13 protein-coding genes and 4 pseudogenes are annotated in these 20,307 nt (G+C 68.3%); 4 read left to right on the top strand and 13 right to left on the bottom strand.

What is annotated here, in order from left to right:
• Window positions 1–284: 284 nt before the first annotated feature.
• Window positions 285–1,178, top strand: a complete 894-nt coding sequence (locus KQY30_RS35365) for an ion transporter (RefSeq protein ID WP_217310558.1) — start codon at window positions 285–287, stop codon at window positions 1,176–1,178.
• Between the two features lie 120 nt (window positions 1,179–1,298).
• Here the strand turns inward: KQY30_RS35365 and KQY30_RS35360 are convergent, their stop codons facing one another.
• The 7 genes from KQY30_RS35360 to KQY30_RS35330 form a co-directional block, all read right to left on the bottom strand.
• Window positions 1,299–2,144 carry a ribokinase gene (locus tag KQY30_RS35360; RefSeq protein WP_217310557.1) on the bottom strand — a complete coding sequence of 282 codons (846 nt, stop codon included), beginning with the start codon at window positions 2,142–2,144 and terminating at the stop codon, window positions 1,299–1,301.
• Complete coding sequence (locus KQY30_RS35355; protein WP_217310556.1) at window positions 2,141–3,031, bottom strand: carbohydrate ABC transporter permease; 891 nt, start codon at window positions 3,029–3,031, stop codon at window positions 2,141–2,143. The genes KQY30_RS35360 and KQY30_RS35355 overlap by 4 nt, the downstream gene beginning before the upstream one ends.
• 2 nt (window positions 3,032–3,033) lie before the next feature.
• Window positions 3,034–3,858: a carbohydrate ABC transporter permease gene (locus KQY30_RS35350; RefSeq protein WP_217310555.1), complete on the bottom strand. Its 825-nt coding sequence runs from the start codon at window positions 3,856–3,858 to the stop codon at window positions 3,034–3,036.
• 187 nt (window positions 3,859–4,045) lie between these two features.
• A complete protein-coding gene (locus tag KQY30_RS35345; RefSeq protein ID WP_217310554.1) occupies window positions 4,046–5,407 on the bottom strand; it encodes an ABC transporter substrate-binding protein in 1,362 nt (453 codons plus the stop codon).
• A gap of 32 nt (window positions 5,408–5,439) precedes the next feature.
• Complete coding sequence (locus KQY30_RS35340; RefSeq protein ID WP_217310553.1) at window positions 5,440–6,444, bottom strand: nucleoside hydrolase; 1,005 nt, start codon at window positions 6,442–6,444, stop codon at window positions 5,440–5,442.
• Window positions 6,441–7,760, bottom strand: coding sequence for an ADP-ribosylglycohydrolase family protein (locus KQY30_RS35335; protein WP_254407482.1), 1,320 nt, complete (start codon window positions 7,758–7,760; stop codon window positions 6,441–6,443). The genes KQY30_RS35340 and KQY30_RS35335 overlap by 4 nt, the downstream gene beginning before the upstream one ends.
• A 14-nt stretch (window positions 7,761–7,774) precedes the next feature.
• On the bottom strand, window positions 7,775–8,836 hold the full coding sequence (locus tag KQY30_RS35330; protein WP_217310552.1) for a LacI family DNA-binding transcriptional regulator: 1,062 nt from the start codon (window positions 8,834–8,836) through the stop codon (window positions 7,775–7,777).
• A gap of 309 nt (window positions 8,837–9,145) precedes the next feature.
• Between KQY30_RS35330 and KQY30_RS35325 the strand changes: the two are divergent.
• Window positions 9,146–12,340 (top strand): annotated as a pseudogene (locus tag KQY30_RS35325) (discoidin domain-containing protein).
• Between the two features lie 214 nt (window positions 12,341–12,554).
• Here the strand turns inward: KQY30_RS35325 and KQY30_RS35320 are convergent.
• Window positions 12,555–13,079, bottom strand: a complete 525-nt coding sequence (locus KQY30_RS35320) for a TetR/AcrR family transcriptional regulator (RefSeq protein WP_217311513.1) — start codon at window positions 13,077–13,079, stop codon at window positions 12,555–12,557.
• Window positions 13,080–13,129: 50 nt separating this feature from the next.
• On the opposite strand from KQY30_RS35320, the pseudogene KQY30_RS35315 reads away from it, so the two are divergent.
• A pseudogene (locus KQY30_RS35315) lies at window positions 13,130–14,000 on the top strand (IS5 family transposase).
• On the opposite strand, the pseudogene KQY30_RS35310 reads toward KQY30_RS35315, so the two are convergent.
• Together KQY30_RS35310 and KQY30_RS35305 are read right to left on the bottom strand one after the other, a co-directional pair.
• Window positions 13,997–14,224, bottom strand: a pseudogene (locus KQY30_RS35310) (DUF664 domain-containing protein); the annotation flags it as partial. The pseudogenes KQY30_RS35315 and KQY30_RS35310 sit on opposite strands and share 4 nt — an antisense overlap.
• Before the next feature lie 38 nt (window positions 14,225–14,262).
• On the bottom strand, window positions 14,263–15,000 hold the full coding sequence (locus KQY30_RS35305) for an SDR family NAD(P)-dependent oxidoreductase (RefSeq protein ID WP_217310551.1): 738 nt from the start codon (window positions 14,998–15,000) through the stop codon (window positions 14,263–14,265).
• Window positions 15,001–15,084: 84 nt separating this feature from the next.
• Here KQY30_RS35305 and KQY30_RS35300 point away from each other — a divergent pair, with 84 nt between their 5' ends.
• Window positions 15,085–15,726: a TetR/AcrR family transcriptional regulator gene (locus tag KQY30_RS35300; RefSeq protein WP_217310550.1), complete on the top strand. Its 642-nt coding sequence runs from the start codon at window positions 15,085–15,087 to the stop codon at window positions 15,724–15,726.
• Between the two features lie 447 nt (window positions 15,727–16,173).
• Here KQY30_RS35300 and KQY30_RS35295 read toward each other — a convergent pair.
• The 3 genes and pseudogenes from KQY30_RS35295 to KQY30_RS35285 form a co-directional block, all read right to left on the bottom strand.
• Window positions 16,174–16,284, bottom strand: a pseudogene (locus tag KQY30_RS35295) (transposase family protein); the annotation flags it as partial.
• 138 nt (window positions 16,285–16,422) lie between these two features.
• Window positions 16,423–16,830 carry an SSI family serine proteinase inhibitor gene (locus KQY30_RS35290; RefSeq protein WP_217310549.1) on the bottom strand — a complete coding sequence of 136 codons (408 nt, stop codon included), beginning with the start codon at window positions 16,828–16,830 and terminating at the stop codon, window positions 16,423–16,425.
• A gap of 780 nt (window positions 16,831–17,610) precedes the next feature.
• Window positions 17,611–19,926 (bottom strand): hypothetical protein, encoded by a 2,316-nt coding sequence (locus KQY30_RS35285; protein WP_217310548.1) that lies wholly within the window; start codon window positions 19,924–19,926, stop codon window positions 17,611–17,613.
• Between the last annotated feature and the right edge of the window lie 381 nt (window positions 19,927–20,307).

Raw genomic sequence — 20,307 nt, 5'->3', positions numbered from 1 at the left:
TCCTCGTGCAGTCGGAGTGCTGTCCATCCCGAGCCCGTGCCCAGGAAGCACTCGGGAATGCGTTTGTTCATTCAATTCTCAGAATTAACTCCTACTTCATGCTCCATTCACGTGCTTTCGCGGCGAAATGGACAATCCAGTCACCGAGGGAGGGCGCCGCCCCTGGCCGCTGAGCGGCACAGCCAGGGGCCGGGCCTCGCTGCCTCGCACGGCCGACACCAGCACCCCTTAAGATCCATATCTGTTGGTGAGCGGGAACAGGTCTGCGAGGAAACGAATCACCCATGCCCGGACAGACCACCGAAGCGTTACGGCGCGCCCTCGCGGAACGCAGTCGCCGTATCGTGGACTCCACAGCGTTCACCACGGCTGTCTTCTGCCTCATCGCGGCCAACGCCGCCCTGCTGGGGATCGAGACGTACAGCGGTGTCGTGCATCAATGGCACAACGCCCTGAAGGCCATCGAGCATCTCTTTCTCGTCGCCTTCACCGCCGAGATACTGGTACGCGTCGCCGCCCACGCCGACCGCCCGAGGGACTTCTTCCGCGATCCCTGGAACGTCTTCGACCTGCTGGTCGTCGGCCTGGCCTTCATGCCGTTCGCCCGTGAGAACGCCACCGTGCTCCGGCTCCTGCGCCTTGCCCGAGTGCTGCGGGCCGCCCGTTTCCTGCCTCAATTGCGCATCGTGATCGTGGCTGTGGGCAAGAGCCTCCCGGGAACCGTCAGTTTCCTGCTCGTCGGCACGCTCCTGCTGTACGTGTACGCCATGGTCGGGTGGGTGTTCTTCGCCGACGACGCTCCCGAGCACTACGGTTCGCTCGGTCGTGCGGCCCTCACCCTCTTTCTCCTGATGACACTCGACGGCCTCGGCGACGCGGTCCGGGCGGGCCTGGAGATCTCCCGGTGGACCATCCTCTACTTCGGCTCCTTCGTCCTTCTCGGTTCGTTCCTCCTGGTCAACCTCCTCATCGGTGTAGTCGTCAACTCCCTTGAAGAAGCTAAGGAGTTGGAGGCCGCAGAAGCCCAACAGCCCGTCGTCGGACCATCTGCCCACGCAGATGAATCGGAGCAAGCCCTCCGTGCCCAGATCGTCGCTGCCCGCCAAGCCCTGGACGCCGTCGAAGCCCGTCTGTCGGTGTCCCGGCCGACCTGCAGATGCGAGGACGCGGGGAGCTAGTACTTCGGTACGGTTTCGTGATCTACCCGGGAGATTCACAGCGGCCCATCGTGTCGGTGCCACCCCGCTGCCGAACGCGGTGACAGTGATGGGGCGGCGGTGCCGACGTACGCGATGCTCCTATCGGCTGGACCTCGGTGTCTGAATGGCCTTGGCTGCTGCCTGTGTTGCCTGTCGTGCCGCTTCGACGAGGCCGGTTCCGAGGGCGAGGTGAGCCGCCGTGACTCCGGCGAACATGTCGCCCGCTCCAGTGGTGTCGACCGCTGTGAGCCGGGGTGCGGGAAGGTGGGTCGTCCGTCCGTTCTCCACGACAAGGGATCCCTCGGAACCGAGGGTGATGATGACCGAAACACACCGCTGTGAAAAGACCTTCGCGGCATCCGACGGTGTGTCGGCGGAGGTCAGGAAGTGTGCTTCGGTGAGATTCACCACGAGGGGATCCGCCGGGGCGAGGACTTCGCCGGGAAGAGTGGTACTGGGGCTGGCATTGAGCATCAGCCGTGCGCCGTGTGTCTGCGCCCAGTGTGCAGTGGCTTCGGTGGTTGCGAGCGGGATTTCCTGCTGGGTGAGAACCACCTGCGGGGCGAGGGTGTCCAGGGCACGGGTGACATCGTCCGGGAGCAGCCGGTGGTTCGCCTCGGGGAGCACGACGATGCTGTTCTCGCCGTCGGGCGTCACGGTGATCAGGGCGTGCCCGCTGGCCCCCTCCAGGGCGAGGAAGTGGGACGTGTCGACTCCGCGCCGTACGAGCTCGGTAGCCAGCACCCGGCCGGCCTCGTCGGAGCCGCGGCGGCCGACGAACGACGTCGTGGTGAGGGTCGCCGCGGCGACCGCCTGGTTGAGGCCCTTGCCGCCCGGGTGCTGCCGGTAGGCGCCGCCCAGGACGGTTTCGCCCGGGGCCGGGCGGCGGGGGGTGTGGGCGACGAGGTCGAGATTGGCGGATCCGACAACGGCTACGTGGGTCAATTCTTGCTCCCGGTGGTGGCGACCGATGCGACGAAGTAGCGCTGCAGGCCGAGCAGGATCACCGCGGGGATGACAGCCAGTACGGCTGTCTCGGCGAAGACGCGCCCGTAGTCGCTGCTGAACGCGGCGAACGTCTTGGCGATGGCGACGGGCGCCACGTCCTTGCTGTCGCTGGTGGTGACAAGGATGGGCCACAGGTAGGCCTGCCACTGGAAGAGGAACAGGATGAGACCGGTACCGATGAGCGCCGGGCGGGTCAGTGGCAGATAGATCCTGAGAAAGATGCGGGGCCACCCCGCGCCGTCCATGCGGGCGGCCTCGGCCAGCTCCGGCGGGATGCCCAGGAAGAACTGACGGAGTGTGAAGACCGCCAGCCCGTTCCCGAGTCCGGGCAGGACCAGGGCGGGAAAGTTGTTCGTGAGGCCCCAGTCGCTGAACGAGTGTGCCAAGGGGATGGCGATGGCTTCGAAGGGGACGAGGAAGCTCAGCACGACCAGACCGAAGACGATCTTGCGACCGGGGAAGTCGACGACCGCCAGCGCGAACGCGGCCATCGCCGAGATCACGATGCCGAGGAGGACGGTCACCGCCGCGACGATCACACTGTTGGAGAGGTTGCGCAGGAAGCCGTTGTCGATGGCCGAATGAAGGTTGTCGAGCGTCCAGTGAGCGGGCCACAGCATGTGCCAGTTCATGGAGGAACTGGTGGCGAAGGTCTCGGCGGAGCTGCGGAACGTGCTGGCGATGAGCCAGAGGACCGGCAGCAGGAACGCCACGGCCACGACGAGGGCGATGACGGTCAGCACAACACGGCCCGTGCGGCTGCGTTTCGGGGTCGTGTGGACGCCAGGGTTCGGAACCGGGGTGCGGGTGCGGGTGCGGGTCATGATCAGCTCTCCTCGGCGCTGCGCAGCAGCCGGAACTGGACCGCGACAATGACGATCATCAGGGCGAGCAGCACGAGGAGTTCCGCCGCGGCGGTATGCGGGTCGGAGAGCTCGAAGCTGTTGTGGAAGATGTCGTACATGAGGAAGTTGGACTTTCCCTGCGGTCCCCCGTCGGTCAGGATCTGCATGGGCGCGAACAGGACGAAGTTCGACACGGTGTCGGCGACCAGGACGAACAGCAGTGGCCGGCGGAGCAGGGGAAGCGTCACCGACCAGAACCGGCGCATGGGACCTGCTCCGTCGATGGAGGCCGCTTCGTAGTACACGGTCGGGATGTCGTTGAGTCCGGCGATGAGGAAGATCATCCAGTATCCGACGCCGATCCAGCTCGCGATGAGGATGATGCTCCCGAGGACCTGTCCCTGTCCGGTGAGGAAGGGCTGCTGGTGGATGCCGACCGACGCAAGCGCCGCGTTGGCAGGGCCGTCCGGGCGCAGCGCGATCCCCCACACCACCGCGGAGCCGGTCATCGGGACCGCTGCGGGCAGGAAGATCAGGGTGCGCCAGATACCGGTGGCCGGCAGATTCTGGGTGAGGAGCAACGCGAGGGCCAGTGCCAGCACGATCTGCAACGGGTTGACGATGACGTTGAAGACCAGAGTCTGCTGGACTGAGGACCAGAAGGCGTGGGACGAGAACAGGGCGGTGAAGTTGTCCAGCCCGACAAAGCGAGGCGGCAGCGTACTGCCGGGCAGGCTCGTGTGAGTGGCGTCGTTCACGGCCTGGATGACAGGCATGAGCCGCAGCACGACGATAAGCGCGAGCACGGGTGTCAGAAAAATCGCCGCCGCGCTGAGATTGCCCAGAAACCTGCGCCGCTGAAGTGTTCCCCGGGGGAGTGGGGACGGTTTCGCCTCGCTGCTCTCCGGGAGGCGTGTTGTCAGTGTCATTGCGGGTTGTCCCTCTCGCCGGCCGAGGCTCCATCGGCTCGCCCCGGCCGGTCGGCTCGCATGGTCAGCGGTACTTCGCCCACGCCTGGTCGATGGTGCTGGTGGCCGACGACAGCGCGCTCTTCACGGAGGCGCCGTTACTGATGTCTTCGTAGGTCTTGGACAGTGTGTCCTCGAACTCGACGTAGCCGGTGGTCCTGGCACGCAGTGTGGCCGTGTTGGCCAGTTCGTACGTGGTCAGGTCCACGGCGCCCGCCATGCGGGGGTCCTTGAAGATTTTCTCGTCGTAGAAGCTCGCCGCGCCCGCCGTGTTGGAGGGCGGTACCGCGAGGCTGGGCATGTACTGGGCGAACCCACCGTTGTCGAGCCCCATGAACTTCATGAAGATCTCGGAGGCGACCGCCTTCTCGCTCGCGGGGTTCAGCCCGAGAGACCAGCCGCCGGTGGGGGTGACCGCCTTGCCGCCCTCGAAGTAGGGGTAGGCCGTGACACCGAAGTCCAGTTTGGAGTTCGCGGCGAACTTGGGGCCCCACCAGGGGCCGCCGGGGAAGAACGCGACCTGGCCCGAGGCGAAGAGGTCAGGAGTCTGTGCCACCGGCACGCCGCGAGGAGAGATCCCGTCCTTGAACAGCGAGCTGTACCAGTCCATCGACTTCTCCCAGCCCGCGGTCTGCAGTTCGGGAGTCAGGTTCTTGTCGCCGCCGGCGCCCGAGCCGCCGCCGAGGCTCTCCGCGAGGGGTTGCAACTGGTAGTACCGGTTGACCTGATCAAACACCAGTCCGTACTTGGCGCCGGCCTGCTGGGTCTTCTTGGCGTCGGCGGTGACCGTCTCCCAGGTGAGCCGGTCGGCGGGCTTCGCCGAGGGGAAGGGAACGTCAGCCTTCTTGAGCAGCGCCTTGTTGTAGTACAGGAGCTGGCTCGACGTCTGGAAGGGTATCGCGACAAGCTTTCCGTCGCTGGTCGCGGCGTCCAGTGACGTCTTGTCGACCTTGCCGGCCATGTCCGGGAACGCCTTGGACAGGTCGGTGAGCCAGCCCCGTGCCTGGTACGCGTCGGTACGGGGCATGTCGACGTCGTAGACGTCGAGAGTCGGGTCCTTGCGGCTCAGGCGGGTGCTGAGGACGCTGTTGAACTGGTCGAACGGGACCGCCTGGTAGTTGACGGTGATGTTCGGGTGTTCCTTGTGGAAGGCCGCGAGCACCGGCTTGATGTCGTCGGCCGAGTACGCGGCGCCCGCGTAGTTGATCGTGACCGGCTCGGCCGGATCCTTGAGCGCGCCGGCGGAAGTGAGGCCGACCGGCTGCTGTCCGCCGCCGGACGAACCGGTCCCGGAACCGCAGCCCGTGACCAGCAGGGCCACGGCGATCGCCCCGACTGCGAGTTGTGTTGCCGCCCGGGCAGGGCGTGGAAAAGCGGGAAGCTTCATGACGGTCCTCTCTGACGGTCATGGAATTGCGGTCAATCGCGGGCGGAAGTACCGGTGAGGCGATCGAGGAAGAGGTGGCCGAAGCCAGGCACGTCGGTGTCGACGGCGACCGAGGCGTTGGGGGGTCCGGGTGGCGGGGCGAGGGCGAGGCCACGGTCGGCGACGACCAGGCCCCGGGCCAGTTCACTGGTGGTGTCTGTGACCACGTGGGCGTCGGCCCACGTGCACAGCGACGGGTCGATGAAGGCCGCCACGACGAGGGGGTCGTGCAGGAAGCACGCGTCCCGGTGCTCCTCGCGCAACGGGAAGGCCCTGGACAGGAACTCGATCCAGGCCAGCGCGCACTCTCCGGCCCAGCGGCCGAAGGAGTCGCCGCGGGACAGCACCGCGGCGTCGTCGCGGGTGAGCCGCACCCGGGACGTCTGGTCGATGCCCACCATGCGCAGCCTGGCGCCACTGGCCAGGACGATCGCGAGGGCCTCCGGATCGACGTAGGCGTTGAAGTCGCCGACGACGGTGATGTTCTGGGCGTATCCGGTGGCGGAGCCCGCCATCATGATGATTTCCGCCACGTTCCGGGCGAACGCCGGATCGAGGCGCAGCGCGAGCGCCAGGTTGGTCATCGGGCCGATGGCGACCACCGTGATCTCGCCCGGGAACGCGGCCGCCAGTGCCACGAGGTACTCGGCGGCCGTGAGGTCGGCCGTCGGCCCGAGCCGGTCCTCCGCCGCTGTCCGGGCGGGGTGGTCTCCGACGACGTCGTCGAACAGCGCGCGGACGGGAGCCATGTCGCGCAGCAGCGGACGGTCGGCGCCGCGCAGAACCGGCAGGTCCGGGTGGCCCAGGCGCTCGCTGAGCCGCCTCGCGACGTCGACGCCCGTGTCGACGTCGACGTTGCCGTTGACGACGGTCAGCGCCTCGACGGTCAGCTCGGGCGAACGCAGGGCCAGCGCGATGGCGAGGCCGTCGTCGATGTCGGACCCGGGTTCGCCCAGGCCGGGGTCGGTGTCGATCACGATCCTGCGGGTGGCGGTCATGCGTGCACTTCCTGTTCGAAGGCGACACGGACGGCGTTCGTCCGTGCGGCGAGTTCGGTGACGTTGATGCGGTCGAAGCCCCGTACGGCACTGCGGACCACTCCGCCGGTCGGTTCCACCAGCCTGGCGGGTATGGCGTCGGACCCGTGCAGGGCACCGAAAACACTGCCGACCGTGGCCGCGGTCGAGTCGGTGTCACGGCCGGCGCCGACGGCGAGAGCCACCGTACGGACGAAGTCGCCCTCACCCCACAGGAGGGCCGCCGCGATGATGGCGGCGTTGTTGACGGTGTGCACCCAGTTGTAGTCGCCCAGCTCCTCGTCGATCCACTGCTGCGCCGCCTCGGCGGTGGCACCCTCTTCGAACAGACGCAGCACACCGGCCTGGCTCACATGGAGCCGGGAACGCGGTGGGACGACGGTCAGCGCGGCACGCAGGGCGCCCACCGGCTCGGTGGAGACCAGGGCCTCGGCGACCAGTGCGGCCGACCACATCGCACCGTAGATCCCGTTGGCGGTGTGTGACAGGACCGCGTCGGTCAGCGCCATCCCGGCCGCGGCACGCGGGTCGCCCGGCTGGACGTAGCCATAGATGTCGGTGCGGATCAGCGCACCGATCCACTCACGGTACGGGTTGTCGTGGGTGGCCGTCTCCGGCGCACGCAGGCCACGGATGAGGTTGCGGTACGCCGCCCGCTCGGCCGTGAACGTCTGGGTGAAGGGCATGCGGTCGAGCCACTCGTGGCCGATGTCCTCGGTCGTCAGGCCGCGCCCGTACGTCTCCAGCAGGTGCAGGCCGAGGATGGTCCAGTCCAGGTCGTCGTCGCGCGGGACGGCGTCGAAGCGGCCGGCCGCGGCGAAGGGTGCCGATTCGTGGAGGTGGCTGACCCCGGCGGGCAGCTCGTCCAGCAGCGGGATGAAGCCGGTCTGCGGCCACTGGCCCACAGCCCGCAGGTAGACGCCGACCTCGTCCCGTGTCAGTCCCTCGACGGGCTTGCCCATCGTGTTCGCCACACACCGTCCCAGCCAGGCACCTGCCAGGCGGCCGGGGAGTTCCTCCTCGGCGACGGGCCTGGCGGGCTGCGGCGGGGCGAGGGCCGCCCAGATCGCCTCGGCGTCGGACGGTTCGTCGAAGTCCCAGCCGGCGGGGCGCCGCAGTCCGGCGAGCGCCGCCGCGATGGAGGCCAGTTCCGCGAGGTCGTCGGCCGCGGCGGCACGACGGGCCGCTTCCAGCAACTCCTCCGCCGCGTACCCCGATGACAGAAGCTGTTCGGCTTCGTCGGGGACGAGATCGCGCGGGTCAAGTACGTCGTGCACGAGCGGTGAGCTCCTCAGGCAGATTCACGGTGAACAAGGTGGTGCTGGACCAGCACGCGGCGGGGCGTCGCGGAAGGGGCGTCCATACGGGCGAGCAGCAGTTCTCCCGCCACCCGCCCGATCTCCTGGGCCGGAACGCGGACGGTGGTCAGGGAAGGGCTGACAAGACTGGACGCGTCGATGTCGTCCACGCCCACGACGGCGACGTCGGAGGGAACCGACAGGCGGAGCGAACGGGCCGTGTCGAGGGCGCCGATCGCCATGAGGTCGTTGGCGCAGAACACCGCCGTGGGCCGGCGCTCCAGGTCCATCAGCCGTTGCATCGCCTTGGCCCCGGAGTCCCTCGTCCAGTCCCCCACCGCCTCGGCCGCCCGCAACGGCCGCAGGCCATGGTCACGCAGAGCCTGCCGGTAACCGTCGAGGCGGGCGGAACCGGGGGCGACCCGGACGGGACCGGAAATGATGCCCAGGTTCCGGTGACCCCGGGCATGCAGGTAGGCGACCGCGTCGGCGGCGATCCTCTCGTCGTCGGAGGACACCACGTCGGTCGACGTCCCGTGCCGGGGCGAGCCGACGGTCACCACACGGGCCCCTGAAGCGAGCAGAGGTTCCAGCAGCCGGTCCGGTACGTCGACGGCGGCCACGACCACCCCGTCGACGCGGCGCTGTACGGCCTCGTTGAGGAAGGCCTCGATCGGCGGGGTGCCCGCTCCGACGTCCGCCAGCAGGACGACGTAGTCCCGCCCGCCGACAGCTTGCTGGAGACCCCGTGCGAGCGCGGGGTAGAACGGGTTGGTCAGGTCCTGGACGACCAGGGCGACGGTCTGGCTGCGGCGGCCGGACAGGCCGAGTGCGAAGAAGTTCTGCTGGAACCCCAACTCCTCGACCGCCCGCGTCACCTTGCGGCGGGTGGCCTCGGAGACGGGCCGCCGTCCGGACAGGACGTGGGAGACCGTCGTCTTGCTCACCCCGGCCCGTGCGGCGACATCGGAAATCGTCGCGGGCCCCTTGAGCCGGTCGCCCTCCAAACCGGTTTGCCCAGGAACCCCCTTGGGCGCGCCACCCGTCTCCGCCATCTGTGCTCCTTCGCTGCAAACCGGTTTGCGTACGGAGGCAACAGTCATCCAGATCCGGCCATGAAGTCAAGGGGTGTACTGTCCGGAATTCGAAAAACGTTCATCCCGGTTCGGCCGCTCTCAACGGTCACACCGGGTGGTCATCACAGCCCGGCGATTTCTCGTGATGGATGTCATCGACGTGCGTGAGACGGCTCAAGGCGGAGCGGGCAAAACACCTATGGGCCGACGAAGCCGCCTTGGGCGGAGACCAGTCGGACTCCTTGACGTTCCGGCTGCCTGGTCTAAGAATGAGCGCGCTTGACAACGTTGTCGAAGCCTCGTGCCCCAGGAGGTACATGCGCGTGACCCATCAACCGGCCGAACTGAACAGGCGCCGTTTCGCCCAACTCGCCGGCCTGACCGCCGCATTGACCGCAGTGCCGCTTTCCCTCGCCGAGGCCGGACCCGCCTCGGCAGCCGACCGCCACAAGCAGGTGCCCCACACCGTGCCCCCGGACGACGTCGCCGCCGCCTACCATCAGGCGCTGCTCACGCACACCCGCTGGTCGGAGACGCAGTGGGACGCGGCCAAGGGCCACTACACCGCCAAGGACTTCGGCTTCGCGGTGGTCCTCGGCCACGCCCTCCTGCTCACCCGGGGCACCTACGACGCCGAGCGGGCCGGGATCGACAAGGAGACCCTGCGCTCGCGCACCCTCGCCACCCTCACGCACTTCGCCGCGTCGAACCGCCTCACCGGCGGCTCCGAATGGGGCCGCACCCTGTTCTTCGACACCACTTTCCAGCTCTACTTCGTGCTCGCCGCCCGGCTGTTGTGGGACCAGTTGGACGACACGACCCGTACCAACGTCGACACCATCGTCCGCGCCCAGGCCGCGTACACGACGGCGCTCGGCACGGCCAACGACCCCGCCTCCGGCGGCCTGGACGCCCAACGGCCTCACAGGCGGTCACGTGGGCGACACGAAGCTGGAGGAGATGGGCGTCTACGCCCAGTCGCTCGCGCCGGGCCTCGCCTGGGCCGCCGACGACCCCCGCCATGACGCCTGGAGCGCCTCCTTCGGCCGGTGGAGCCGCAACGAGGCCGGCCTTCCGGTCGCGGACCGCGCCAATCCCGCCCTCGTGGACGGCGTCGCGATCAGCGACAACACGGCGCAGAACCTGTACGACACGTTCATCGTCGAGAACCACAACTCCTTCGGTCCGCACTACCAGGCGGAGTTGTGGCGTACGTCGGGACGCAACGCGGCCCACTTCATCGCCGCGGGACGTCCGCTGCCCCAGGTGCTGACCGCGCAGCCCAACGCCGGTCCGCTCTGGGACACCCTGCTCACCGTCATGAGCGACGCCGGCGAACCGCTGATGCCGATGGTCAACGACCGTGAGTACCTGTACGGACGTGATGTCATTCCGATCGCCTTCCTCGCCCAGGTGCTGGGGGACCGGGCCGCGGCCCGCTCCGAGGCCGCGCTCGCCGAGCGCCTGGCGGCCTACCAGGCGTACGCGCCGGCGTACCGGCTCACCAAGTTCTCCGGTGAGCCCAAGTACGAGCCGGAGGCCCGCGCCGAGGTCGCCATCAGTTATCTGCTCCACGAATGGCGGGCCGGGCAGGGTGCGGCGGTCCGTCCTCTCACCGACGAGGAGTTGTTCGCGCGGGCGAGCGGTGTGAAGGACTTCGGCACGGGCCCGGGGCTGGTGGCACACCAGTCCCCCGCAGCCTGGGCCGCGTCCGTCAGCAAGCCGGGCTTCGTCAAGTTCTGCTGGCAACCGGCCCATGACGACTGGCTGTTCGCGTTGAGCGGTAACACTCCGATGTTCCTGCCCTCGGTCGCGGGCAGCGTGACAACACGCAACATCGCCACCTACAGCCGGGTCCGTGACGGCTTCGACGGCAGTGCCACGGTGTTCACACTCAGCACGGGCCATGCCGGGTTCACCACCCTGCCGTCGGGTGACGTCGTCTACGCGACGAGCGGTACGGCGGCGGGCGAGGGCCACATCGAGGTGCGGAACCTGACGATGCCGGGCATCGCCGGGCTGGACGGCAGCCGTACGTACACCACCGCCGAGGGCAGCGCCAGCGTCGCGGCCAAGGACGCGGGCACCGCGCCGCCTCCGACGACCGGGCGCACCGACGACCTCGTCCTCACCCCGGTGTCGTACCGTCACCTACGGGTCCAGGGCATCAGCCCCGATCCCCGCTACGGGTACTCGCTGTACGCGGTCGAGGTGCGCGACGGCGCCGACGGCGCCGACCTGGCACGGGGCGCCACCGCGACGGCCTCCTCCGCGGACACCGGCAAGGGCGCGCCCCTCGCCGTCGACGGCGATCTCACGACCCGCTGGGCCGTCTCCGTCGCCGACCGTCCGAAGGCGGACAGCTGGCTCGCCGTCGACCTGGGCGAGGCGCGGAGCTTCGACCGCGTCACACTGCGCTGGGAGGCGGCCGCGGGACGGGGTTACGTGATCCAGGGCTCCGCGGACGGGAAGGCGTGGACCGATCTCATCAGGTATCCGCGCCCCGACATCACCAGTAGCGGCGGCTGGGTCAGCGTCGACGGCCGGGCCGGATTTGTCGTTCGGGGCGCGAAGAACCCCCTCACCGTCTCCGGCGACATCCTCGTCCTCTCGGACGGACCGGCCGAGCCGATCGTGGTCGAGGGGTACGTGGGAGGGTCGGCGTCGGACGTAAAGGCTGCCGCGGCCCGCCCGGCTCCGGTGGCCGCGGCCGTGGCGGTGAAGGCCAGCGTCGCCGGAGGACACCTCAGCCTCTTCAACCTGTCGGCCGCCGCGGTGAAGACCACCGTGTCCGTGGCGCAGGACACCCGCACGCTCCAGTTGTACGCCGGAGACCAGACCGTCACGGCGACCGGCACCGACCATGTGGCGGAGCTGGCCGCCGCGTCCGCCTCGATCGCGCCGGCCCGTTTCACTCTGCGGTCGGAGACGCGTTCGCGCATCCCTGTCGGGGTGCGCGCGGAGGTCGTCGACGCGGCGACGGTCACGTTCTCGGGGCCGCCGTGCCGGCTCGTCCTCACGGCGCCCGGAGGCCGGAGCGTGCGTGTCGACATCCGCCGTGGGCGTACGGAGAGGGTGTCCGTACCGGGCGTCACCGGCTACCCGCTGCCGGATCTCGCGCTCGGGCGTGTCACGTTCCCGACGACGCCCCTGCCGTCCGGAATGTCCGATCCGGCGGGTGCGGTCGACGGTGATCCGCACACCTCCTGGAATCCGGGCGCGAAGGGCCGGATGGTGGTGGACCTGGGGGCGGTGGTTCCGGTCGGTGAGATACGGGTGGCCTGGACGAGCGGCCGGATCCCGACCTCCAAGGTCGAGTTCAGCGCGGACGGGCTGACGTACACAACGGTGGGAGCCCTGCGGGTCAAGAGCCGCACCGGCACGCTGACGGCCGAGGGCAGCGCGCGCTATGTGGCACTCACGGTCGGTGAGCGGGGTACGCACGACGCGCGGGTGGTCTCACTGTCCGTGCTCGCTTCGTAGGCCCGCAGGGACCGTCGTCCGCGAACGGGGTGGGCCCGCCCTGCGAAAGGGAGGGCCCACCCCGCTGCTACCACTCTGCGGACGTCCGGTGGGCCAAGCTTTGGGCCGTGCACAGGGCCAGAAGCGGCACCAACAAGCCCCCGCAGGCCCGGGACTCCCGAAGTCGGCGCAAGCCGCCGCCAACACTGGCCAACCGTTTGGGGCGGGGCGCGGGTCAGTGGGCCGTCTTCGGCCGTAGAGCGTCCATGACCAGGTCGAGGAGCCGTCCGGTTTGCCCAGGGGAGTCACCGCCCGTGGTGGCGAGGAGGGTTCCCATCAGCATCACAGTGATGTCCTGCGGGTCGACGTCGGTGCGCAGTGTGCCGGCTTCGGCCCCGCTGGCCAGGATCGTGGCGATGGCAGCGGTGATGCGTTCCCGGGTGGCCGGTGTGGCGATCCGCCCTGAGGCCCAGCCGGCTCGGAGCGTCTCGGCCATCGCCCGTTTCGTGGCGACGAAGGCCGCGTAGCGCTCCATCCATGCGTACAGTGCCGCGTCCGGCGGGAGTTGCCGGAGCAGTGCTGGAACGCTGCCGGTGGCATCATCGAGTTCGGCCGCGTACACGGCCTCCACCAGGGCCTCTCGGGTCGGGAAGTGGCGGTACAGCGTGCCGATGCCGACGTCGGCGTCGCGGGCGATGGCTTCGAGTGGGACGGTGCCGCCAGCAGCGGTGAAGGCGGCCCTAGGGGGTGTCCGGCGGATCTTGTGACTGCCCCAGCCTCAGTTCATTGGCATGCCCATGGGGCGGGGAGATTCTCACAAATGAAGAATGGCTGAAGCCGCATCTACCGAAGTCCGGTCAGCGCTGGGGCCGTTGGGAGAGTCATCGCAGGTGATCAATGGGATTCTGTTCCGGCAGGGCGCCGGGGTACCGTGGCGGGATCTGCCTGCGCGTTTCGGTCGGTGGAAGACCATGTACGAGCGGCATCGGCGCTGGTCAGCGGATGGCACATGGGACAAGCTCTTCGCGGCTGTCCTCGCCGATGCTGACGCGGAAGGCCGCATCGACTGGTCCATGGTGAGCGTGGGCCGGGCCCACCAACACGCCGCGGGAGCAGATAAGAAACCCCGTGGCTTCCGGGAGAAGACACACGCCCCTGCAGCACCGCCCCGATGAGGGCCTGGGACGCTCACGGGGCAGCCTGACCTGCAAGATCCACCTTGCCGGTGAGGGCGGACGCCGCCCACTCGCCTTGCTGATCATCCCGGGGGCAGTGGGGCGACGCTCCGCAGCTCATCCCGGTCATGGAGCGTGTCCGTGTCGCCCGCCGGGATGGCGGGCGACCGCGGACTCGGCCTGGCCACCTCGGCGGAGACAAGGCTTACTCATCCCGTCGCAACCGCCGCTACCTGCGGCAACGCCAGATCAAGCACACGATCCGCGAACCGAAGATCCAGCGAGCCAACCGACGGCACAAAGGCGGCAGGGGCGGTCGGCCCGCTGGCTTCGACAGGACGATCTGCAAACGCCGGAACGAGGTAGAGCGGACGATCAATGCCCTCAAGAGCTTCCGGGCTGTGGCGACGAGATTCGACAAACGCGCCTACGCCTTCTACGGCACCGTCACCATTGCCTCGATCCGACTTTGGCTCCGGTCGCGACCCACAGAAGAGACCTGGTAATACCCCTTCGCCCCGTCAAGCAGTCCCCTCACGATGTCCGCATGTCCCGCGTGCCGTCTGGTCTCCTCGACGAGATGGATGAGCATCCAGCGGAGGTTGGCGTTGCCGGAGCGGCAGCCGGGGTGGCGGCCGACGTCATCCAAAGAGGCCGCGGCCACGATCTCGTTGCTCCCGGCGCACTGGGCCTCGTGCGACGCACACTCGCGGCCGGGAGTGCGCCCCATCGCTTCGAGGGAAGCGGATGCGCACCACCGGCCGTGGTTCAGGCCCGGGTGTAGCCGCCGTCGGCGAAGAGTTCGGCGCCGGTGACGAACGACGAGGCGTCCGAAGCCAGGAAGAGGGCGGCCTCGGCGATTTCCTCGGCGTCGGCCAGCCGCCCCAGCGGCACAACGGCCTCGGCGAACCGGTCGACGTCCGGCCCTGCGGCGCCCAGCAGGCCAGGGGTCCGCGTGGGTCCCGGGCTGAGCACGTTGACCCGGAATCCGCGCTCCCGTGACTGCCGGGCCCAGTTGTGCACGAGGTTGCTCACCGCTGCCTTCGAGGCGCTGTAGACCTCGAGTTGCTCATTGGGCCGCACGCTGTTGCTCGAGCCGACGACCAGGATGGAGGCGTTCTCCGCCAGCAGCGGAAGCGCCTTCTGGACGGTGAACAGTGGGCCCTTGACGTTGACGGCGAGCGTCAGGTCGACGTTCGCCTCGGTGTGGGCGCCGAGCGCGGCGTCCGCGACGATTCCCGCGTTGGCCACCAGCACGTCGATGCGTCCGGCCTCCTCGCGGACTCGCGCGTAGAGCGCGTCCAGGTCGGCCAGGACCGAGACGTCGGATCGTACGCCGGTGGCCGCAGGGCCCATCTCCTTGACTGCCGCTTCGAGGCGGTCGATGTCCCGGCCGGTCACGAAGACCCGTGCGCCCTCCCGGACGAAGCGGTGGGCGATGGCCAGCCCGATCCCGCTGGTCCCTCCGGTGATCACGGCGACCTTCTCGTGCAGCACGCCTGGCATGTCGAACCCCTTCAGTTGTGGAATGGATCGTCCACAACGTAGGCAGTAATGGACGATCGAGTCAAGAATGGATAGGCTGAGGCCATGCCGAGACCACGCGCATTCGACGAACGCCAAGTCCTGGAGCGGGCCCGGGAACAGTTCTGGGCGACGGGCTATGCGGGAACCCGGATGGACGACATCGCCCGGGCGACCGGCCTGGGCAAGGGCAGCCTGTACGGCGCATTCGGCGACAAGGGCAAGCTGTTCCACCGTGTGTTCGGCGACTGGTGCACCGCAGTCGTCGAGGTGGCCGAAGCCCGGCTGGCAGGCGGCCCGGACGCAGAGGCCCTGGCCCGGCTGTCGGAATACGTGCACCTCATGGCGGAGAACACCGCCTCCGACACCAAACGCCGCGGGTGCCTGTTGGCCAAGGGCGCGGCGGAACTGGCCCAGCACGATCCGACAGTCGCCGGACGGTCGGCCGAGACCATGACGGCACTGCTGACCCTGCTGCGGACGGAGATCAGCGCCGCCCAGCGTCACGGTGACATCGATGGCGCTGCCGATCCGGAGCGGTTGGCGGCACTGCTGCTGACGGTGGTCCGAGGTATCGAGGCGGTAGGCAAGGCCGGCCTGGACCCGGAGACGCTGCGGAACATTGCAGACACCGCACTGGCGGTCCTGCCCATGCCCGAGGGGCAGAAACGCCCCGCACCCGGGCGCAGTCCGGCCCGCGAGAACTAACTTGGCGCCATCACGGCCACATGATCCGCCGGACAGTGCCTAGTCCGTGACCGTGGCCGCGGACTCTCCGGCAGAGCGGGCAGCAGGACGTGGTTCCTCGCCTTCCCGCCCGTCCTCCTCGCAGAACCCGAAGCTGATCCAAGGCTGAGGGATAGACCGCAGCACATGGCCCTGGCGCTTCACCTTGCCTGACGCGCCCACGTGCGCGGCGATCGTCGCCACATTGACCGGCATCATCGTGACCCGTGCTCAGTTGTCCCAGACTCTCCAGCCCGTCCTGAGCCACGGCGGAAGCCGTACGATCACGGATTCACAGCGAACGGTCTTCCTGGTCAACGCTGGTGGCGGGCGATCAGTAGTCCGTTCGGTGTCCATTCGCCCACGGCCCCCTCCCCCAGCTGACTGCCGCACCCAACTCGGAACCAAGCACCGCGTCAGCCGGGCGGGCGGCTCGACGGCCAGCAGGGACCGCAGCCGCAGGATGACCCGGCACACTGTCGCGGTCGAGACGCCGAATAGCGGCGCGAGCTGCCGCATCGTCAGGTTCGTGCGGTAGTACAGTGAGCGAGGCTCTTTGCCGGGTAGCGTTCACTCTTTACGCAGCAGCCCTTCAGCCCGGCCGGGCCCGGCGTCGCGGAAGCGTTCAGGCAGGTTATGGCGGCGCCATGGCAGCGAAAGCTAGAAGCCGTTGGTTTTTCAGAATCTGAAGACGTAGTCGCTGCCGACCCCAGCATGGCAATTGTTCGTGTAAGTCTTGGTGAAGTTCACCGGCTGTAGTTCCCAGTGGCCGGTGACGGTGACTGTGACCGGCGCGTAGTTGCCGGGACACGCGACGCCCGGTGTTCTCGGCAGGAGGTCGAATTGGCCTTTGACGGCGGCGAGTTTGGTGCAGGCGTCCTCGGGCGTGGGGTGGGTACCTCCTGTGGGATCACACTCGAGTGTCACTCGCTGGTTCATGCTGCCGGACTTGGTCATGGTCAGCTCTGACAATGCCGTGACCGTCCGTGGAGCCGCCGATGCCTCCGGGACCGCAACGACGGAAGCGGCTGCTCCGGCGGTCACGGCAGTCATAACCGCCAGCAGAATTCCGAGTTCCGTTTTCACTTCGTTTCCTCTCGTCGTCCGTTGTACGACCTGGGTGTGGTGCTCTGATGCGGTGGCCCCGCCAGGTCTCCGGCCGGCGCGGGCCGTCATGACGCAGGGGCCGCCGTGTAAACGGCTGTGATTCCTGAATCGCGTTCGTGGCGCACGAGTCTGGTGGTGGACTGACTGCTTCAGGAGGGGGTTTTCAGCCGATGCGGCAGTTGAGGGAAACGTGCGCGGAATGGTGGGCGCGCATTGTGGGACGCCTCACGCGGGCGGGATCAGTTTGATCAGTAATTCCTGATCGGGGGCGCCGGAACAGCGGCCTTGGTCGATTTCCGTGCCGACTTCCATGCCGCTGGCTTCCGTGCCTTCGTCGTACGGGCTCAGACACTGGCCGCTGCTGACAGGGCGAAGACGGAAGCGCCCGCCATATGGAGGGCCGAAGAGGTCCAGGCGGAACTGCTGGGCCTTGTTGTGGTCGGCACAGTCATTGCGCGGTTCAAGCAGGTCGCGGACCCGGGCCCGTCGGCAGGACGGTAAGGCAGCCGACGCTGTACTTCGGTTGGTGCCACGTTTCGGCGGTGACGATGCCGAGGGAGACGTAGCCGCGCTCGTCGTAGCGAGTGACGACGGCTCGTGCCTGCTTGAACCGATTGACGGCCCGCTCAACGGTGTTACGTTTCTTGTGGCACTCTTCGCCGAAGCCGGATGACCGCCCGCCGCCCCCTCGAATTCGCCGTGCGGGAGGGGGCAGCGGTTCCTCCGGTCAGTGTTGTGCCGAAACCGGTTCGCTCGGCCTCACACGGTGAATCCGTCGAGAGTGCTGTACTGACCGGACAGCTTGGTCACCACGATGGTGTGTCTGCCCGAGGAGAGCAGACCGGACGTGTACACCGCGACGTTCGCATGTCGTACGCCGTCGCTCGGCAGTGTGCTGACGACCTGCTGCGGTCCGCCGTCGATGCTGATGCCGATGTTTCCCTGGTCGGTGTTCTGCTCGCCGTACACCGTGACTCTGGTGCCGGTGAAGGTGAGCGACGCGGTCGACCCGTTCGACGTGGCGTAGTGGACGTCGTTCTGGTAGTCGCCGTACGAGCGGCCGCCCGCGTACGCGAAGCCGCTGTAGGTGATTGTGCTGTCGTCGTCGTTGAGCCGGATGGATCCGGGGACCTGCGGAGTGAGGGAGATCTGCCCGGCCGAGGTGCCGGCCGGAATCGGGACGATCATGAATCCGCTGGACAGACGGGTCACATTGGCGACCGGGGTGGTGCCGATGTAGACCGGCGTCGCCGGGCCGAAGCCCTCACCGGCGACGAGGACTTCCGTCGCGTTGGCCGTGGGCGACACGTAGAAGATTTTCGCGGGGACGGAAAGGACCGGCGTGAAGGAGCCGGAGCCCGTGCCCGCGGCGCGCAGCAGGGCGTTGGGCAGGTCGCCCGGCCTGGGGTTTGCCGGGATGGTCGTGTTCCCACTCGCGTGGGTGTCGACGGGCTGGGCGCAGGGATACGACTGGATGCCGGCGGAGAAGTAGTTGCCGGTGATCCAGAAGTGGCCCGTCGGGCTGCACCCGCCGTGTGCTTTGTCTCCGGCGCGGAAGGCGACGTTCCCCTGCCAGTTGATCCATTCCGAGCCGGCGTCGTTGTAATAGGTGAAGTTGGTCGTGGGGCCGTTGTAGGCGATGTTGCCGGTGACCTGAAGGCCCTTGGCCAGAGTCTGCACCGGGTCGATCGTCGTCCCGTCCGCCTGGTACACGTACTGCGCCTGGTGTCCCTCGACGTAGACGGCGCCGCCGTCGCTGCGGACGGACAGGTAGTCATGGAGGATGTTGTTGCTGATGGTGTTCGAGCTGTTGATGTTCGTGGTGTTCTGCGGGGTGCTCGCCTGGTTGACGTGCCCCTGGATGACTCCGGCTGTGATGCCGGTGTAGGGCAGGTCGTACAGGTTGTTCCGGGTAATGGTCGTGTTCCGCGAGAACAGCAGGGTGATGCCGCTGGCCGACGAGTAGTCGGTACCGATGTGATGGATGACGTTGTCCGCCACGGTGGTACCGGTCAGGATTTCGTTGGTGCCGATCGCAGCGGTTTCATTCGCTCCGTTGGGCGTGCAGTTCTGCTTGATCCCCGCAGCGTCGGCCGGATCGGTCGGCAGCGGGTCGTAGGTGCAACCGAGAAGGATCGCGGTGGAGGCGATGTCCGTGAACTCGTTGCCCTGAATCAGGGTGTTGGCCGCTCCGTACATCACGCCCAGTCCGGCTCCGCCGAGTCCGGTGAACCGGTTGCCGGTGAGCGTGATGTTCTTGGAAGCGGTGAACGAGACGTTCGCCAGGGGCTGGGTCAGCGATCCCCAGGGGCAGCTTCCCGCGGGATTGGAGAACCTGCACATGCCCTGGTTGTTCGCGCCGGTCATCCGCAGATTGCTCTGCACGTCGGCGAACCCGGAGCCGGCGGAGGGAGCGTTCCAGGTCGCGAAGGAGAACTGAAGACCGCTGAAGGTGATGTCGTGGATGGGCGCGGCGAGCGTGCCGGCGCCCTGGACCAGGGTTTCGAGGCGCGGCAGTTCCACGTCGAGGGCGGACATCTGCTGGCCTGCGGAAGGCTTGTAGTGCAGCGTGCCGCCGGCGCCGTCCAGGAACCACTGCCCGGAACCGAGCAGGGCCTGCGCGTTCTCGATGCGCGCGGGCATCGTGTGGGGCGACATGGACGGCAGGCCGCCGCTGGCTTGGGCGTAGGACGCCCGGGCGGTCACATTGGTCCAGCACGGCTGGCTCATCCTCAGCGTTCCGGCCGCCGCGGAGAAGCTTGCCACGCGGCACCTCGACTCGGTCCACGGCCCGTTGCCACCGGGGTAGGCGAACTCGACTCCCGCCACCTGGCCCGCGGTCAGAGAGCCGAACCACGCCATGGCCGCCTGGTCGCCGGAGATCGTGTAGCCCGTCGACGTTCCGGTCCACGAGCCCTGGAATCCCAGGCTCGCCGGGGTCGCCTGTGCTATCGGGGCCTTGTGGCCGTCGATGTACAACTGGCGGCTGTTGCTGGTGCTGGGTACGGGAGCGGACCACACCCCGCTCGATCCGCGCTGGGTCCATCCGGTGACCTGTGAGGCCCCCGAGATCACCGGATGCGCCCCTGGCGCGGACCTCCACACCACGGGGTGGCCCGGCGTGCCCGAGTCCGCCGGGCCGAGGGACCAGGTCCTCGACAAGCGGTACACACCGTCGGCCAGCAGTACGCTGACGTCCGCGGAACGCTCTGCGGCGAGATGGGTTCGAACTGCCTCCTGGGCACCGGACAGGGAACACGGGGCCGAGGAGGAACAGGTCGAACCCGCCCCGGTCGGCGACGCGTAGAGCGTTACGGAGGGCGCGGCAGCGGCGGATTGAACCACGGGTGCCGTCAGAATCAGACCGAGGGCTGCTGCGATCGGGCCGACGCGGCGCAGCAGCCTCCGCGTGATCGAACCTTGTGGTGACACGGGTGGGTCCTTCCCATGTACGGA

This window comes from Streptomyces sp. GMY02, assembly GCF_019056675.1.
GTDB lineage: Bacteria > Actinomycetota > Actinomycetes > Streptomycetales > Streptomycetaceae > Streptomyces > Streptomyces odonnellii.
This window is presented reverse-complemented; position numbering and strand designations above follow the sequence as displayed.

Excerpts from the sequence above, each read along its gene's own strand:
- KQY30_RS35365 (WP_217310558.1), top strand. The coding sequence starts at position 285 with ATGCCCGGACAGACCACCGAAGCGTTACGGCGCGCCCTCGCGGAACGC.
- KQY30_RS35355 (WP_217310556.1), bottom strand. The coding sequence starts at position 3,031 with ATGACCCGCACCCGCACCCGCACCCCGGTTCCGAACCCTGGCGTCCAC.
- KQY30_RS35345 (WP_217310554.1), bottom strand. The coding sequence starts at position 5,407 with ATGAAGCTTCCCGCTTTTCCACGCCCTGCCCGGGCGGCAACACAACTC.
- KQY30_RS35340 (WP_217310553.1), bottom strand. The coding sequence starts at position 6,444 with ATGACCGCCACCCGCAGGATCGTGATCGACACCGACCCCGGCCTGGGC.
- KQY30_RS35330 (WP_217310552.1), bottom strand. The coding sequence starts at position 8,836 with ATGGCGGAGACGGGTGGCGCGCCCAAGGGGGTTCCTGGGCAAACCGGT.
- KQY30_RS35305 (WP_217310551.1), bottom strand. The coding sequence starts at position 15,000 with ATGCCAGGCGTGCTGCACGAGAAGGTCGCCGTGATCACCGGAGGGACC.
- KQY30_RS35300 (WP_217310550.1), top strand. The coding sequence starts at position 15,085 with ATGCCGAGACCACGCGCATTCGACGAACGCCAAGTCCTGGAGCGGGCC.